Here is a 15681-nt window from a genome sequence, read left to right on the forward strand (position 1 = left end):
ACCGGTTTTTCCCCGCGGGTTCCGCGGCCCGGGCGGGCCCCCCCGGGCTTGTTCGCCGGTAAACCCCCGGGGGGGGGGGGGGGGGGCCGCCGGCCCCCCCCCCCCCCCCCCCGCGCCCCCGCCGCCGGGCGTCGCCGCTCGCCGTTGATCAACAGCAAGCGGCGACGATCAACGGCAACACAGTCGCGAACAGCGACGAGCAGTGGTGAACAGCGACGAGTAGTCGGGCCCGAACGTTCAGGGTCCAGGCATTCCAGGCCCAGAAATTCGGGCCGGGAACGGGCCGCCGGCTGAGCGCCACTTCCAGGCAAGAACCACTTCCAAGGGGTGACTCCTTCCCCGGGTCACCCCTTTCGCATGTTCTCCCCAAGCAGGGACCCCGACCGAGGCCCCGAAAACGCGCGACGCTCTCGAACAGGTGGCTCTCCTGGACGTGTAGCCTCTCCGAACACGCGCCCCAACACGCGCTCCAAACATGTGACCCCGAGCATGTGGCTTCCCCGAACGTGTGTTTCTCCCAAACGTGTGACCCCCGAGCGCGTTATTCCCTCAAACACGTGGTCCCATTGAGCGGATGCCTTTCTGGAAGCGCAGATCTTTCGGATACACGGTCCTTTCGAATCTGTGATATCCCACAGGCGGCCGACGCTTCCGAGAAGTGTGATCTTTCGAATATGCGGCCTTTTCAGATGTGCCGATCTTCTGAATGCTCGGCCCTTTCGGATGCGTGTCCCTTTTCGCGCAGCCGTACTCTTCGGAGCACGCCGAACCCTTCCATGGGTACGGTCAAACCACCACTGACCAGGCAATTCAGTCATGAACGGGCCATGCCGCCCCCGGGCTGTACGGTCAATCCCCCAAGGCACAGGTGCGGAGAAGAACGACCAAAAGGAACGGTGCTGAGGCGCAAGGAAGACAAAGAGCACCAGGACAGTCGAGACCGGTCAGGAGCTACCGGGATCAGGTGGGCTCCATGGGTCTCGGAGCATCGCGGAGGTCATGGCATCGTGGATGACGTGCGGCTTCGAAACGGATCTCGGAAAGAATGGGGATCTGCTTCAGAACGAAATGGACTCGGAATAGGCGGGAGCTGTCAGCTCGCGGCGATCGCCTGCTCTTCGGGGTCCTCCTCGACGAAACCGGGAACCCAGCGGATCACCTCCTCGCGGAAGCGGGCCGTGGCACCGAGCTGGCAGAGCACGCCCAACCCCGCCGCGTGCACACGGTGGATGAGGACGTACGACACCGGCAGGTTGAGCTGGCGTGCCACGTTTCCCGGACGCAGGTCCGTCACCGTGGCGGCCTGCTCCCGCAGCCACTCGCGGCTGAAGGTGAACTCCTCGACCGCGGTCGGCTCGACATAGGGGGCGAGGAAGGCTCGCAGCGCCTCGGCGTCCACCTCGATGTGGGGAAGGATGAACCCTTCGTCGCGCAGCCCCTGAATCACGGTCTCCATGTCGCCGTTGTTGAAGATCCGGGTGAGCTTTCCGAAGGCCGGGGGGTAGCCGTCGGGCAGCCGGTTGACCGCGCCGAAGTCGAGCACGCACAGCCGCCCGTCCTCGACGACACGGAAGTTTCCCGGATGCGGATCGGCGTGGAGCATGCCGACCCGCGCGGGCGAGCAGAACAGGAATCGGACCAGTTGGAGACCGGCACGGTCACGTTCCTGCTTGGTGCCGTCGCTGATGATCCGTGACAGCGGGACACCCTCGACCCACTCGGAGACGAGAACCTGCTCGTTGGCCGCCACGACATCCGGAATCAGGAAGTCGGGGTCGTCCTTGAACTCCAGGGCGAAGGCGTGCTGAGCCTCTGCCTCCCGTAGGTAGTCGAGCTCTTCGGCGATCCGCTCGCGTAGCTCACTGAGGACGGACTTGATGTCGAGCCCGGGAAGCAGCACCCCGAAGAGCTTGCCGAGCCTGGCGATCTGATTGAAGTCGGACAGCAGTGCCTTGCCCGCGCCGGGATACTGAACCTTGACGGCGACCGTTCTACCGTCGTGCCAAACGGCCTTGTGCACCTGCCCGATCGACGCGGCAGCGGTCGGACGGTCCTCGAACGACTGGAAGTTCTCCCGCCAGTCGTCGCCCAACTGCTCGACGAGCACCTTGTGCACCGTCGCGGCGGGTAGCGGTGGCGCGGCGTCCTGGAGTTTGGTGAGGGTTGCTCGGTAGGGGCCGACGACCTCGGCGGGAAGTGCCGCCTCGAAGATGGACAGAGCCTGGCCGAGTTTCATCGCCCCGCCCTTGAGTTCTCCCAGAACCTTGAAGATCTGCTCGGCGGTGCGTTCCTGTATCTCCTGGGCGACGATCTCCGCGGACTTGCCCCCGATCCGCTTCCCCAGTCCGAGGGCGGTACGGCCGGCGAATCCGATCGGCAGGGCCGCCAGCTTGGCGGATCGCGCGACAGCGCGGCGCGGAAGGTCACTCACCTTGGCTCGCGGCGTTTCCCCCGTGGTGAGACACCGCTCCCTCCCTTCGGTGTGGTGTCTGTCAGCCGCGGTCAGCAGCCGACGCGACCATTGTTGGCGAACCCAACTCGTTTCGGAAGCAACGACATCGAGGATGAATACTCCAGGATCGCCGTTTCCATCGCCAGTCAGGCAATACATCCGTTGTGCCGTTGGTCACAGCGGACTCCTCCCCGTCGAGGAAAGCGAGCGCGTGCCCAGTCGCCACCGCCGCGACAAGAGACGACATGACCACGCCACACCCGATCTCCCCCGCGGGCAAGCCGCCAGGACGGGCACTGACGACCGGCCATCCCGGGTCACGATCGCGTCGCGTCAAATCTAGACACCGTAGACAGGTGCTCTGTCCAGGCAGCACCAGAGGACCGATGGACCCCAGGTCCTCGTAGGCGGTCACGAGCAGGTGGGGGATGCGTCGGGACATGAGCTCGTCGATCAGCAGGTCGTCGAGAGGGTCGACCGGCGAGAGCACCACCAGGTCAGGTGCCCTGGCACCGTCGGCCAGCCGGGCGGCCCGATCACCGGTCCACGCGGTGATGGAGGGTGCGAGCCGCTTCACCAGCTCAACCGCGCCCTCCTGCCTGCTTCTGCCCACCTGCGTCCAGGTCAGGCCGCCCGGTGTGACGTCCCGGCCGCGGGCCGTACCGGAGTCGACAACGCACAGGCCGCCTACCCCGGAGGCGGCGAGGAGGGCGGCGATCTGCGCGCCGACACGACCCGCGCCGTACACCCGCACCTGGACGTCCCGCCTGCGTTCCAGCACGGCAAGGCCGCCGTCCGTCGTGCCGGGAGTGAGGGAGAGCGCCTCCAGATCGGGCTGGAGCAGGTCTCGCTCGGCGAGGGTGAGCAGACGGAGCGGACCGGGTGGCGCCGCCGCGTCGTCGACCACCCCCTGGTCGATCAGCAGGTCGAGCAGGGCGCGGCCGTTCTCCCTGCCGAGCCCTGCCTCGTCCGCCCCGGCGAGCACCCCTTCGACGTCGCGCACGCCGTCGAGGCTCTCGACCCAGCGGCGAACCTCGGGCTCCAGGTCGGTCAGCACCACCGCGTGCCTGGGGCGCAGACCGAACTGCAGGGTGTGCTCGTCGCGCGCGACCCGACGCAGAACGGGCTTCAGACGTGGTCTCATGTGACCGCCTCTCCTCAGGGAGCCCGAAGGCCAGAAGGGGAGGACCCCGGGTGGACGCGGAGCGTGAGTTTCCGGTCACCCGGTGGTCCCGGGGCAGTCAGAGTGCCACGCCCTCAAAAGATCGCGGAGACGTTTCCCGCCGCCTGTGGATAACTTCCGGTGTACTACGCTCCCGCCATGGACGAGCTCTTGATCGACAGGCGCGACGACGGCGTCGTGGTGCTCACCCTGAACCGCCCCGACCGGCGTAACTCGATGACGGACGGCATGACGGAGCAGTGGCGGCTGGCGGTCTCCGACCTGCGTCGCGACAAGGATGTGCGATGCGTGGTCGTCACCGGGGAGGGCAGCGCGTTCTGCTCGGGAGGAGACCTGTCCTGGCTCGCCGACCGGGGAGCGGAGAGCGTGCCCGTCCTGCGTGACAGGATGCTGGGCTTCTATCGGACCTGGCTGTCCGTGGCGGACCTGGAGGTGCCGACCATCGCCGCGGTCAACGGCGCCGCCGTCGGAGCCGGGCTGTGCCTGGCCCTTGCCTGTGACCTGGTCTACGCGGCGGAGGAGGCCAAGCTGCTGGCCCCCTTCACCTCGCTCGGCCTGCACCCGGGAATGGCGGCCACCTACCTGTTGCCCAGGGTCGCCGGGGTCGGGGTCGCCAGGGAGATGCTGCTCACCGGCCGCACCATGCTGGGCGCGGAGGCGGCGGCATCGGGGCTGGTGACCAGGGCGTTTCCCCGAGAGACGCTGATGACGCAGGTGCTGGAGATCGCTTCGAGGACCGCGGCGAACGCCCCCGTCGCCACCCGGCTCACCAAGGTGGCCCTTGCGGGCGGTGGGCACGCGGACCTCGACGCCGCGTTGCGCTGGGAGTCTCTCGCCCAACCCGTCACCATGGCCTCCGACGACCTGCTCGAAGGGTTGGCGGCGCAGCGGGAACGACGGTCCCCGAGATTCGGCGGCTCCTGAGGGGATCGGCGGTCCGGTTAATTCCACGGGCTCCAGCCATAACCGATCGGTCTTGCTGAACAATCGACGAACAGGGATTGACCAGCCAGAACGTGTTCGGCCCTCTGGTGTGAATTCGTGATTCTCGGCTACCGTTCATATGTGCCCCCCGAGACAGTCGAGGTCCGTCGAAGTTCTCGTCGTCGGCGGACCGTATCCGCGTACCGCGACGGCGAGAAAACGATCGTGCTGCTCCCCGCCGGGCTGAGCAGCACCGACGAGGAGCAATGGGTGCGCCGGATGCTCGACCGGCTGGCGGCCAAGGAGCAGCGAAGACGCCCCTCCGACGACGACCTCTTCGAGCGGGCGAGCGAGCTCTCGGCACGTTATCTCGACGGGCGGGCAAGACCGTCGAGCGTGCGCTGGGTCGACAACCAGCAGCACCGCTGGGGCTCGTGCACCCCGGATCACGGCACCATCAGGATCTCCACACGGCTCCGGGGCATGCCGTCGTGGGTGGTCGACTACGTGATCATGCATGAGCTGGTCCACCTGCTCGTGCCCAGCCACGGACCTCGTTTCTGGGCGCTGGTCGACCACTACCCCAAGGCCGAACGGGCACGCGGCTTCCTTGAGGGGTTCTCCATGGCGGCGGGCGTCGCGGAGGAGTGTTGACCTCAGAGCGTACGGAGGACCGCCTGGTCGCGGTCGTCGTCACATCGTCGATGTCGGCCGGGGCACCACCGGGGATCGACCCCGGGAGCTTCCTGACGGCCGTCGTCGAGGACACCTACGAACTCGTCAGCACCCTCGACTTCGTCACCCCGGTCCTCGTGACGAGCGTGCCCGGGATGGAAGAGGTCGTCTGGCCGGGCACCCCGGTCCTTGAGATCCCCGAGCTTTCCGGAGCACCCCTGGTCAGGGCCGCGTTCGAGGTGGTCTCGGCCGCCGCGCCGTACGCGGGCCAGGTGGTTCTGCTGAGCGGGGACGCCCCTGACCTGCCGCCGCTGCTGATCGGCAAGCTCTTCCGCGCGCTCGGCAGCGCGGGACTGGCCGTCTGCCCGGCCGTCGAGGGCGGTGCCGTCGCGATCGCCACACGGACACCGTGGCCCGACTGGGCCGAGATCGGCTTCGACGACCCCGAGCCGGTCAGGACCCTGCGCGCGCTGGCCCCCGCCTCCTGGCGGGTCGCGACCGGCCCCGGCTGGCACCGTCTGCGCGCTCCCGCCGACGTCCACAGGCTCGATCCCGGCCTTGAGGGCTGGGACAACACCCGGGCACTGCTGTCGGTCTGAGAAGACCGGGCTCAGATCGAAGGCAGGCTGAGGTCGGCGAAGACCGCCCTGTGATCGGTGCCGGGGACGGTGTGGATGCTCACCTCCCGCACTCCGATCCGCTGGTCGACCACGACATGGTCGATGGTGATGACCGGCGGAATCCTGCTGTTGACCGGCCAGGTCGGAACCAGCCCCTGACCGGTCCGATCAGCCGAGTCGGCGTAGCCCCGGCTGACGAAACGGCGCATCGCGGCGTGGTCGAGGCTGGCGTTGAAGTCACCGGCGAAGATCCGCAGCCGATCCGGGGAGGCGTCGGGGAATGCGGCGAACGCCGCGCTCCACTCGTGCACCTGGCTGCCCAGCGGCGGGAAGGTGTGCACGTCGACGAACTCGATGTTCCCCACCCCCGGGACGCTGAGCACCGCGGCCGGCATGTTGTGCCCGATGGGCTGGAACAGGTTCTCCAGCGGGGCCAGCGGATAGCGGGAGAAAAGGCCGCTGCCGCTGGCGCTCCAGGCCGTCTGCAGCACGCGGTGCGACATGACGTCCTTCAGCCCGGCCGCGTCGAGCTCCTCGACCATCCCCGGCGTCAGCTCCTGAGCGCTCAGCACGTCCGGCCGCAGCCGTCTGACCAGGTCCATCACCGCGCCCGGATCGGCGTGACCGAACAACATGTTGAGTGTGAGCACCCGCAACGGCGCTCCGGAGGGAGGCTGCGCCGAGGCGAACGCGCGGGGCAGGACACTGAGCCCGAGCGCCGCCGTGGTGACCAACGCCACAGCCGTGGCGGCACGGCGGCGGGTCGCCGCGGCCAGGAACAGAGGTAACAGCGACCCGGCCGCCGCGTACGGCGTGGCCGTCATCAGCTGAGCGGTGAGTGAGCCACGTTCGAGACCGGTGACCCTGGCCGCAGCCCAGGCCGCGAAAGGAGTGAGCGCCGCCCAGACCAGAGCGCTGGGAATCCGGGGCGAACGTCGTCGTCGTACCGGAGTCAGAATCGCGCCACCGGCTGTGTCCGTGCTCACTACGCCTCAATTCATCGGTCACCCAATGTGACGACATTATCGATGGTCGTGTGAGCCGAACATAAACCGGTTCAGATCTGGCGCATCACCTCACGGGCACGCCTGGCTAGCCTACGGGTCGCCTCGTCGGAGAGCTCGGGGATCTCCTCGATCGGAAACCACCGCAGGTCGAGGGACTCTTCGCTGATCACGGCCTCCACGTCGGCGGGGGCGACCGCGCCGTACTCCACGTCGAGATGGTGACTGTGCGGGGGGTGACACCAGACCTTGTGGCGGTCGAGGGCGAGCGGACCGGGAAGCAGGCGCAGACCGGCGATGCCCGACTCCTCGGTTGCCTCCCGCAGCGCGACGCCGTCGAGTGAGACGTCCCCGCGCTCACAGTGCCCGCCCATGGGCAGCCACATCCCGGCCTTGGGGTGCAGCGTCAGCAACACCCGCTCGCCGTCGTGGGAGATCACCGCAGTCGTGGCCGTCAGATGGCCGGGTACGCACTCCCGCCACATCGCGTCCTCATGGGCCCGCACATGATCGAGGAACTCCCTGCGCAGGCTCTCCTCATCGGCCGTGGGCGCCTTCCAGGCCGCGAGAACCTCCTGCGCGTGCACGTGCAGGCTCACGCGGCGCCGTCCTGGGGGTCGTCGTTCCCCTTCTCCGGCTCCTTCGGGGCCTCGCCGAGTGACGCCTCAAGGGAGGACAGGTCCAGCTCGGGCTCACCCCTGACGAAACCCTCGGGATTGTCCAGATCATCCGCGGTCGGCATCAGGTCGGGATGGCTCCACACCGCGTCCCGCCCGTCGATGCCCCGGTCGCGCTCGATGGCCTGCCACAGGGCGGCCGCCTCACGCAGACGGCGCGGACGCAGCTCCAGGCCGACGAGCGTGGCGAAGGTCTGCTCAGCGGGACCGCCGGTCGCTCTGCGACGCCGTACGGTCTCGGCCAGGGCGGCCGAGGAGGGCAGTTTGCCTTCGGCGGCACCGTCGACGACCGTGCCGACCCAGCCCTCGACCAGCGCGAGCATGGTCTCAAGGCGCGCCAGGGCGGCCTTCTGCCGCTCGGTCTCCTCGGGCTTGAGCAGGTTGCCGCCGCTCAGCACCTGCTGGAGCTGCTCGGGGTTGTTGACGTCGAGGCCGCGCAACTGCTCCTCCAGCGCGGACACGTCGACCGTGATGCCCCTGGCGTACTCCTCGACCGCGCCGAACAGGTGCACCCGCAGCCACGGCACGTGCTGGAACAGCCGGTGGTGCGCGGCCTCGCGCAGCGCCAGATAGATCCGGATCTCCTCGACGGGAGTCTCAAGCCCCTGACCGAACGCGGCGATGCCGCCGGGCAGCAGGGCGGCGTTCTCCGACAGCGGAAGGCCGATGTCGGTGGAGCCGACGACCTCACGGGCCAGAGAGCCGAGGGCCTGGCCGATCTGCTGGCCGACCAGCATGCTGCCCATCTGCTTCATCATGCCCATCAGCGGCCCGGCCATCGCCTGAGCCTCGGCGGGCAGACCCGTCGCGCCGAGCGTGCCGCTCATGGTCTCGACCATGCGGGCGGCGACCGGATCACACAGCTGCCGCCACACCGGGACGGTCTTCTCGATCCACTCGGACCGGCTCCACGCCTGCGGGTTGTTCACCCCGCTGGGCAGCGTGGTCGCCTCGTTCAGCCACAGGTCGGCGAGGTTGAGCGCGTCCACGATCTGGCGCCGCTCGCCTTCCATGACACTCGGATCGCCTTCGGCGGCCACGACGTGCCGGGCGATATTCTTCGCCATGTCCCAGTTGACGGGACCGGAGCTCTGCGGGGCGGACAGCATGTCGGCGAACTGACGCATGGCCGCCGCGATCTGCTCCGGGTCGCCGAACATGGCGAACGGATTCTCGTTGGGGTCGTTTTCCCGACCTGGCAAGTCAGTCACCGCTCTACCTCGTGCAGGATGGAGGAGTCCACAACCGCCACGTTATCCGTCGCATGGTGGGTCAGTGCAAAGTGAGGACCTGGTGCCTACCTCGAAACGCCCCCGGCTCCCGGTCGTCGCCGTAACCGGCGCGGCCTCGGGGATCGGCCGTGCCTTCCTCTCGAAGGTCGCCTCGTCTGCGGATTTCCGCAGAGTCGTGGCCATCGACGAGCAGCGCGGCGACGTACCCGACGTCACCTGGAGGGTGCTCGACGTCAGAGATCCGCTCTTGGCGAACCGGGTCTCCGACATCGACGTGCTCGTCCATCTGGCGGGCGACTACGCGCTCGACGCCGACCCGGCCGAGCGGCGCGCCTACAACCTGCGCGCGGCACAGACGGTGCTCACCGCCTCGGCCGCCGCCCGGGTGCGCCGCGTCGTGCTGGTCACCAGCGCCATGGTGTACGGCGCCGCCCAGGACAACCCCGTTCCACTGCCAGAGGACTCCGCGGTCGCGGCCGAGCCGGACACCGGCATCGTCGGCGACCATCTGGAGATCGAGGCGCTGGTCAGGAGATCACTGCGCAGCCACCCCGGCCTTGAGGTGACCGTGCTGCGCCCGGCGGCCGTCGTCGGCCCAGGCGTCGACAGCGTGGTCACCCGCCACTTCGAGGCCCCCAGGCTGCTCAGCGTCAAGGGCTGCAGCCCCCGCTGGCAGTTCTGCCACGTGGACGACCTGATCTCGGCCCTTGAGCTGGCCGCGCTCGGCTCCGTCTCCGGCGTCGTGGCGGTCGGCAGTGAGGGCTGGCTCGAACAGGAGCAGGTGGAGGAGCTCTCCGGTCTGCGCAGGTTCGAACTGCCCGCAGGACTGACGTTCGGTACGGCCCAGCGCCTGCACCGCCTCGGTATCACCCCGGCTCCCGCGACCGACCTGCACTACGTGGTCTATCCCTGGGTCGTCGACTGCGCCGGGCTCCGCGACGCCGGGTGGAAACCGGCCTGGAGCAACGAAGCGGCCCTCACACAGCTGCTCGAACTCCGCGAGGGCAGGCACGCGGTGGTCGGTCGCCGGCTGTCCGGCAAGGAGGCCACGCTCACCGCGGCCGGTGCGACCGTCGCGGTCCTCGGCACGGCGGCGATCGTCCGCGCCGCCCGCAAGAAGCGGCGCGTCTGAAGCCCTCCCGGGGGCGTGTCCCGAGCACGCCCCCGGCCGTCGCCGTCCCGGCCGTGCCTCCCGTGCCCGAAGCGGGGGAGCTCCCCGCCCGCCGGGTAGCCTTTGAGCCGTGAATGTCATCCGCCTGCTCGGCATCCGCGACACACCGCTCTCGGTGGACGAGGTGTTCTCCGCGATCGGCGACCACGCCGCGGGCGGCACGGCGATCTTCGTGGGCACCGTGCGTGACCACGACCACGGCAAGTCCGTGACCCGCCTGTCCTACTCCGCGCACCCCAGTGCGCAGGAGGAGCTGCGCCGGGTCGCGGAGAAGATCGTGGCCGACTTCCCGATCACCGCGCTGGCCGCCGTGCACCGGGTCGGCGACCTCGACCTGGGCGACATCGCCGTCATCGTCGCGGTCGCTGCTCCCCACAGGAGCGAGGCCTTCGAGGCCTCCCGGCGCCTGATCGACGACCTCAAGGCCGAGGTTCCCATCTGGAAGAACCAGGCCTTCGCCGACGGCTCGACCGAATGGGTCGGAAGCTGCGGCTGAGGAGCGATCCTTACAATCTGGAAGGTGACGGCGCGGGGGTGCGGCCTTCTGACCGGTCACACGGAATAGGCTTCCTCCCATGTCCCGACGAGCGCTGACATTGATGGTGGCAGGCTTCCTCACGCTTCTGCTCGGCGTTGTCGGCGCCCTGCTGCCCGTGCCGTACGTCGTGCTGAGTCCGGGGCCCACGGAGAACACCATCGGTGACGTCAAGGGCAAGCCGGTGATCAGCATCGAGGGCAGGGAGACCTACCCGACAGACGGGAAGCTGAGCCTGGTGACCGTCGCCTACCAGGGCGGCCCGGGCAACAGGATCGACCTGTTCAGGGCGCTCAGGGGGTGGATCGACCCCACGGTCGCCGTCGTGCCCGAGGAGACGATCTTCCCGCCGACCAGCACGGCCGAGGAGGTCGAGCAGCAGAACTTCCAGGAGATGACCAACTCCCAGGACGACGCGACCGCGGCGGCGCTGACCGAACTGAAGATCCCCTACACCTCGGTCGTCACCGTGGCCTCGACTCAGAAGGGCCTGCCCGCGGACGGGCACTTCCAGACCGGCGACGAGATCGTCTCCGTCGACGGCGTCCCCGCGACGGACAGGGAGAGCGTCTCCGGCATCGTCCGCAGGCACAAGGCGGGCGAGACGGTCACCTTCACCGTCAACCGCGGCGACCGCAGCCTCACCGTGGCCGTCCCGACCGTGGCGGCCAAGGACGGCACGCCGATCGTGGGCATCACCATGCGGATCAGCTACAAGTTCCCCTTCAAGGTGAAGATCAACGTCGGTGACGTCGGCGGTCCGAGCGCGGGCATGATGTTCTCCCTCGGCATCGTCGACAAGCTCACCCCCGGTCCGCTGACCGGCGGCAAGTCGATCGCCGGGACCGGGACGATCACTCCGGAGGGCAAGGTCGGCCCGATCGGCGGTATCTCGCAGAAGATGGTCGGCGCCAGAAGGTCGGGGGCGACGGTCTTCCTCACGCCCGCGGACAACTGCGCGGAGGCGGTCAAGTCGGTCCCCGACGGGATGCGGCTCTACAAGGTGGGCACGCTGCACGACGCGGTGAAGGCGATCGACGCGATCCGCACGGGAACCGGCTCCATACCGACCTGCTCGGCGAGCTGAGAGCGCCCCTGCGTACGGTCTCGGGCCCCGAGAACGGCGTCGGGGCACTCATCCGAGGTCTCACGCGTTGACCCGTTGAACCCTGGAACCTGCAGGGGATGTGGCCGGACCCTGCCAGAGCGGCTTAGCACGGCCGTACCCCCACCGGTGTAGGTTTCCAGACACGGACCGTGCTCTTTTACGACAAGGGGTTGGCCTTGAGCTTCCGGACCCCCGGAGCCGGTAGGGCGATGCGCTTGCCCCGCCGGCCACGACTGCTGCTTCCTGTCGCGATAGCGATCGTCGTGATCGTCGCGCTGTTCTTCCTCTTCGCAGGTATATACACCGACTACCTGTGGTACGACTCGGTCGACTACACAGCGGTCTTCTCCGGTGTGGTCGTCACACAGATCCTGCTCTTCTTCGTGGGCGCCGTGCTCATGGTCGGCCTCGTGGGCGGCAACATGCTGCTGGCCTACCGCGCCAGACCCATGTTCGGCCCCGGAACGTTCGGCGGCGCGAGTGGCGCCGACCGCTACCGGATGGCCCTCGACCCGCACCGCAAACTGATCTTCCTGATCGGCGCCGGAGTGCTGGCCCTGTTCTCGGGATCATCGCTCGCGGGGCAGTGGAAGACGTGGCTGGAGTTCTTCAACGCGTCCCCGTTCGGTGAGAAGGACGCGCAGTTCGGTATCGACCTGTCGTTCTTCATGTTCACCTACCCCTTCATCAGGATGGTGCTGAACTTCCTGTTCACCGCGGTCATCCTGTCGGCCGTCATGGCGGCGATCGTGCACTACCTGTACGGGGGCTTCAGACTGCAGTCGCCCGGCGTGCACGCCTCCCGCGCGGCCAGGGTGCACCTGTCGGTGCTGCTCGGCGTGTTCGTGCTGCTGAAGGCCGTCGCCTACTGGATCGACGGATACGGCCTGGTCTTCTCCGACCGTGGCTTCGCCTACGGTGCCTCCTACACCGACGTCAACGCGGTGCTGCCCGCCAAGACCATCCTGGCGATCATCGCCCTCATCTGCGCGATCCTGTTCTTCGCCGGCATCGTACGGCCCGGCGGCATGCTGCCCGGTGTGGCCTTCGGCCTGCTGGTCCTGTCGGCCATCCTGGTCGGCGGGGTCTACCCGGCTCTCGTGGAGCAGTTCCAGGTCCGGCCGAACCAGCAGGACCGTGAGCAGCCGTACATCAAGCGCAACATCGAGGCCACCAGAAAGGCCTACGGGATCGACAAGACCGAGGTCGTCGAGTACGCCGCCCAGGGCGACGCCTCCAAGGTCAACGTCACCACCGACAGCTCCATCTCCGGTGTACGGCTGCTCGACCCCAACCTGGTCGCCAAGACCTACCAGCAGAAGCAGCGCATCCGAGGCTTCTACGACTTCCACGACCCGCTCGACGTCGACCGCTACCCCGACGAGACGGGCAAGCCGCGCGACACCGTCGTCGCGGTACGCGAGCTCACCGGGCCGCCGAGGGAGCAGGACAACTGGATCAACCGGCATCTCGTCTACACCCACGGCTACGGCTTCGTGGCCGCGCCCGGAAACAAGGTCGACTCCCAGGGTCTGCCCGACTTCGACGCCAAGGACATGCCGGTCACCGGCTCTCTGGCCGACCGCATCGGCCTGAAGGAGTCGCGGATCTACTTCGGAGAGTCCCCGGCCGCCCCCGAGTACGTCATCGTCGGCGGTGACAGGAAGGTCGGCCAGGAGCTCGACTATCCGGAGAGCAGTGGAACCGGTCAGCAGAACACCACCTACACCGGCAAGGGCGGCGTCCCCGTCGGCTCGTTCTTCAACCGCCTGCTCTACGCGGCCAAGTACGGTGAGACGAACCTGCTGCTCTCGGGAGACGTCAACGCCAAGTCCAGGATCCTCTACGAGCGCAACCCGCAGGACCGCATCGCCAAGGTCGCGCCGTTCCTGAGCCTCGACGACAACCCCTACCCGGCCGTCATCGACGGCAGGGTGGTCTGGATCGCCGACGCCTACACCACCTCCAACTCCTACCCCTACTCCGACAGCAGGAGCCTGGAGTCGATGACCCGTGACACGGTCACCGACCCACGCCAGGTGGTGCAGCAGCCGCGCGACAACATCAACTACATGCGCAACGCCGTCAAGGCCACGGTCGACGCCTACGACGGCACGGTCACGCTGTACGCCTGGGACGAGAAGGACCCGATCCTGCAGACCTGGCGCAACGCCTTCCCGGGGATCATCAAGCCGAAGAGCGAGATGTCGGAGTCCCTCAAGCAGCACCTGCGCTACCCGGAGGCGCTCTTCAAGGTCCAGCGTGACGTGCTTTCCCGCTATCACATCCAGGACCCGGACGCCTTCTACAGCGGCCAGGACTTCTGGAACGTCCCGAACGACCCGTCCTCCGGCGGACACGACATCAAGCAGCCGCCGTACTACCTGTCGGTCAAGATGCCCGACACCCAGGAACCCACCTTCTCGCTGACCACCACGTTCGTGCCACGCCAGGGGCCGAACCTGGCCGCCTTCATGGCGGTCGACGCGACACCGGGTGACGACTACGGCAGGCTGCGCATCCTGCGGATGCCGTCGAACACCACGATTCCCGGCCCCGGTCAGGTACAGAACAACTTCCAGAACAAGTTCTCCGGTGAGCTCAACCTTCTGGGCATCGGTGGGGCGAAGGTCCGCTACGGCAACCTGCTCACCCTGCCGTTCGCCGGGGGCCTGGTGTACATCGAGCCCGTCTACGTGGAGACGGCGGCCTCCTCAGGACAGGAGCCCTACCCGATTCTCCGTCGGGTCCTGGTCTCCTTCGGAGACAAGGTCGGCTTCGCCGAGACCCTCCAGGGTGCGCTCGAACAGGTCTTCGGCAACAGTGCTCAGCAGAACAAGCCGGAGACCAGACCCGATGTCCCCGCCCAGTCGAACACCGTGCTGAGCCAGGCCATCGGAGAGGCCCAGAAGGCCTATGACGACGCCCAGCGTGCCCTGGAGGCCAAGCCGCCGAACTGGACGGCCTACGGCGAGGCTCAGAAGGCGCTGAAGGAGGCCCTGGAGAAGGTGAAGAACGCCTCGGCCTCCACAGCCCCTGCCGCGACCCCGTCGCCGACGCCGAGCTCGTCTCCCTCGGGGACGGCAACCCCTTCGGCGACTCCGTCAGCCACCCCTTCGACCACGCCGACACCGTCTCCCTCGCCGAGTTCCTAGGGGCACCGCGGCTATTGAGTTCGCATTCATCGCCAAAGCCGGGTAGTGTGAAAGCACGCCGACGCGGGGTGGAGCAGCTCGGTAGCTCGCTGGGCTCATAACCCAGAGGTCGCAGGTTCAAATCCTGTCCCCGCTACCAAGGGAAGGCCCTGATCTCTCAGAGATCAGGGCCTTCTTCCGTTTCATCCCATGCTTCAAAGGAATCGATTGCCCCGGCCCCGTATCGATTTGCTCTTGGCGGTGGAGGCCGATAGTGTTGAGACATACCGACGCGGGGTGGAGCAGCTCGGTAGCTCGCTGGGCTCATAACCCAGAGGTCGCAGGTTCAAATCCTGTCCCCGCTACCAAGGGAAGGCCCTGATCTCTCAGAGATCAGGGCCTTTCACTTTGTTCCGGACAGGACACCCAGCGGTTAGCGTGCAGGTGTGGCTGACATGTCAGGACCGATCCTGCGCTGGAGAGTGCGTAGAGAACTGCTCATCGTCAAGGTCGTTGCGGCGCTCGCGTTCGCGGTGCTGGCCGTACTGAATCTGGACGACCCACGCGGGGCGATCCTGGCGGGCGCCGCAGCCCTGGTGGCCGCCACCCTCGCCCTACGTGACCTCCTGGCCCCGGTACGGCTCAGCGCGGACGGTGAGGGACTCATCGTGGTGCGAGGCTTCGCCGGCGCCCAGAGAGTGCCGTGGAGTGCGGTCGAACGGATTCGTGTGGACACCCGGACGCGCTTCACTTCCCGCATGGAACTCCTGGAGATCGACACAGGAGAGGAGATCTTCCTCCTCAGCAGATTCGACCTTGGAATCCCGTGCCGGGAAGTGGCGGATGAACTGCGAGTGTTCAGAACCGGCTTCTAAAGCTTGTTGCAGAAGGTGGTGTTTAGGCAGTTCGGGGCCGGGGTGGTGACTGTCGTGGTCATGGTGTGAGGGCGAGGTTGTGCATGTGGGC

At 67.7% G+C, this 15681-nt stretch carries 13 protein-coding genes and 2 tRNA genes; 10 read left to right on the plus strand and 5 right to left on the minus strand.

Annotation, left to right across the window (positions count from 1 at the left end):
* Positions 1-1093: 1093 nt before the first annotated feature.
* Both ACIBVQ_RS40180 and ACIBVQ_RS40185 read right to left on the minus strand, forming a co-directional pair.
* Positions 1094-2431, minus strand: coding sequence for an AarF/UbiB family protein (locus tag ACIBVQ_RS40180; RefSeq protein ID WP_352016223.1), 1338 nt, complete (start codon positions 2429-2431; stop codon positions 1094-1096).
* Between the two features lie 61 nt (positions 2432-2492).
* Positions 2493-3596, minus strand: coding sequence for a ThiF family adenylyltransferase (locus ACIBVQ_RS40185; protein WP_352016222.1), 1104 nt, complete (start codon positions 3594-3596; stop codon positions 2493-2495).
* 177 nt (positions 3597-3773) lie between these two features.
* Here ACIBVQ_RS40185 and ACIBVQ_RS40190 point away from each other — a divergent pair, with 177 nt between their 5' ends.
* From ACIBVQ_RS40190 to ACIBVQ_RS40200, 3 genes are all read left to right on the plus strand, one after another.
* Positions 3774-4559 carry an enoyl-CoA hydratase/isomerase family protein gene (locus ACIBVQ_RS40190; protein ID WP_352016221.1) on the plus strand — a complete coding sequence of 262 codons (786 nt, stop codon included), beginning with the start codon at positions 3774-3776 and terminating at the stop codon, positions 4557-4559.
* 141 nt (positions 4560-4700) lie between these two features.
* A complete protein-coding gene (locus ACIBVQ_RS40195; RefSeq protein ID WP_352016220.1) occupies positions 4701-5213 on the plus strand; it encodes a M48 family metallopeptidase in 513 nt (170 codons plus the stop codon).
* Positions 5210-5833 (plus strand): DUF2064 domain-containing protein, encoded by a 624-nt coding sequence (locus ACIBVQ_RS40200; RefSeq protein ID WP_386196164.1) that lies wholly within the window; start codon positions 5210-5212, stop codon positions 5831-5833. The genes ACIBVQ_RS40195 and ACIBVQ_RS40200 overlap by 4 nt, the downstream gene beginning before the upstream one ends.
* 11 nt (positions 5834-5844) lie before the next feature.
* Here ACIBVQ_RS40200 and ACIBVQ_RS40205 read toward each other — a convergent pair whose 3' ends face one another.
* From ACIBVQ_RS40205 to ACIBVQ_RS40215, 3 genes are all read right to left on the minus strand, one after another.
* Positions 5845-6840, minus strand: coding sequence for an endonuclease/exonuclease/phosphatase family protein (locus ACIBVQ_RS40205; protein ID WP_352016218.1), 996 nt, complete (start codon positions 6838-6840; stop codon positions 5845-5847).
* 71 nt (positions 6841-6911) lie between these two features.
* On the minus strand, positions 6912-7457 hold the full coding sequence (locus ACIBVQ_RS40210; RefSeq protein WP_399184199.1) for an NUDIX hydrolase: 546 nt from the start codon (positions 7455-7457) through the stop codon (positions 6912-6914).
* Positions 7454-8746 (minus strand): zinc-dependent metalloprotease, encoded by a 1293-nt coding sequence (locus ACIBVQ_RS40215; protein WP_386196166.1) that lies wholly within the window; start codon positions 8744-8746, stop codon positions 7454-7456. The genes ACIBVQ_RS40210 and ACIBVQ_RS40215 overlap by 4 nt, the downstream gene beginning before the upstream one ends.
* Positions 8747-8825: 79 nt before the next feature.
* On the opposite strand from ACIBVQ_RS40215, the gene ACIBVQ_RS40220 reads away from it, so the two are divergent.
* From ACIBVQ_RS40220 to ACIBVQ_RS40250, 7 genes are all read left to right on the plus strand, one after another.
* Positions 8826-9899 carry an NAD-dependent epimerase/dehydratase family protein gene (locus ACIBVQ_RS40220; RefSeq protein ID WP_352016272.1) on the plus strand — a complete coding sequence of 358 codons (1074 nt, stop codon included), beginning with the start codon at positions 8826-8828 and terminating at the stop codon, positions 9897-9899.
* A 109-nt stretch (positions 9900-10008) separates the two neighbouring features.
* Positions 10009-10434: a molybdenum cofactor biosynthesis protein MoaE gene (locus tag ACIBVQ_RS40225; protein ID WP_352016215.1), complete on the plus strand. Its 426-nt coding sequence runs from the start codon at positions 10009-10011 to the stop codon at positions 10432-10434.
* Positions 10435-10513: 79 nt separating this feature from the next.
* Positions 10514-11560 carry a PDZ domain-containing protein gene (locus tag ACIBVQ_RS40230; RefSeq protein ID WP_399184201.1) on the plus strand — a complete coding sequence of 349 codons (1047 nt, stop codon included), beginning with the start codon at positions 10514-10516 and terminating at the stop codon, positions 11558-11560.
* 230 nt (positions 11561-11790) lie between these two features.
* Positions 11791-14736 (plus strand): UPF0182 family protein, encoded by a 2946-nt coding sequence (locus tag ACIBVQ_RS40235; protein WP_399184203.1) that lies wholly within the window; start codon positions 11791-11793, stop codon positions 14734-14736.
* A gap of 62 nt (positions 14737-14798) precedes the next feature.
* Positions 14799-14875: transfer RNA gene (locus ACIBVQ_RS40240), tRNA-Met, on the plus strand.
* A gap of 131 nt (positions 14876-15006) precedes the next feature.
* Positions 15007-15083 (plus strand) — tRNA-Met (locus tag ACIBVQ_RS40245).
* A gap of 87 nt (positions 15084-15170) precedes the next feature.
* Complete coding sequence (locus ACIBVQ_RS40250; protein ID WP_399184205.1) at positions 15171-15590, plus strand: PH domain-containing protein; 420 nt, start codon at positions 15171-15173, stop codon at positions 15588-15590.
* Positions 15591-15681 lie beyond the last annotated feature (91 nt).

The sequence above is a fragment of the Streptosporangium sp. NPDC049376 genome, from assembly GCF_044466505.1.
Classification (GTDB): Bacteria; Actinomycetota; Actinomycetes; order Streptosporangiales; family Streptosporangiaceae; genus Streptosporangium.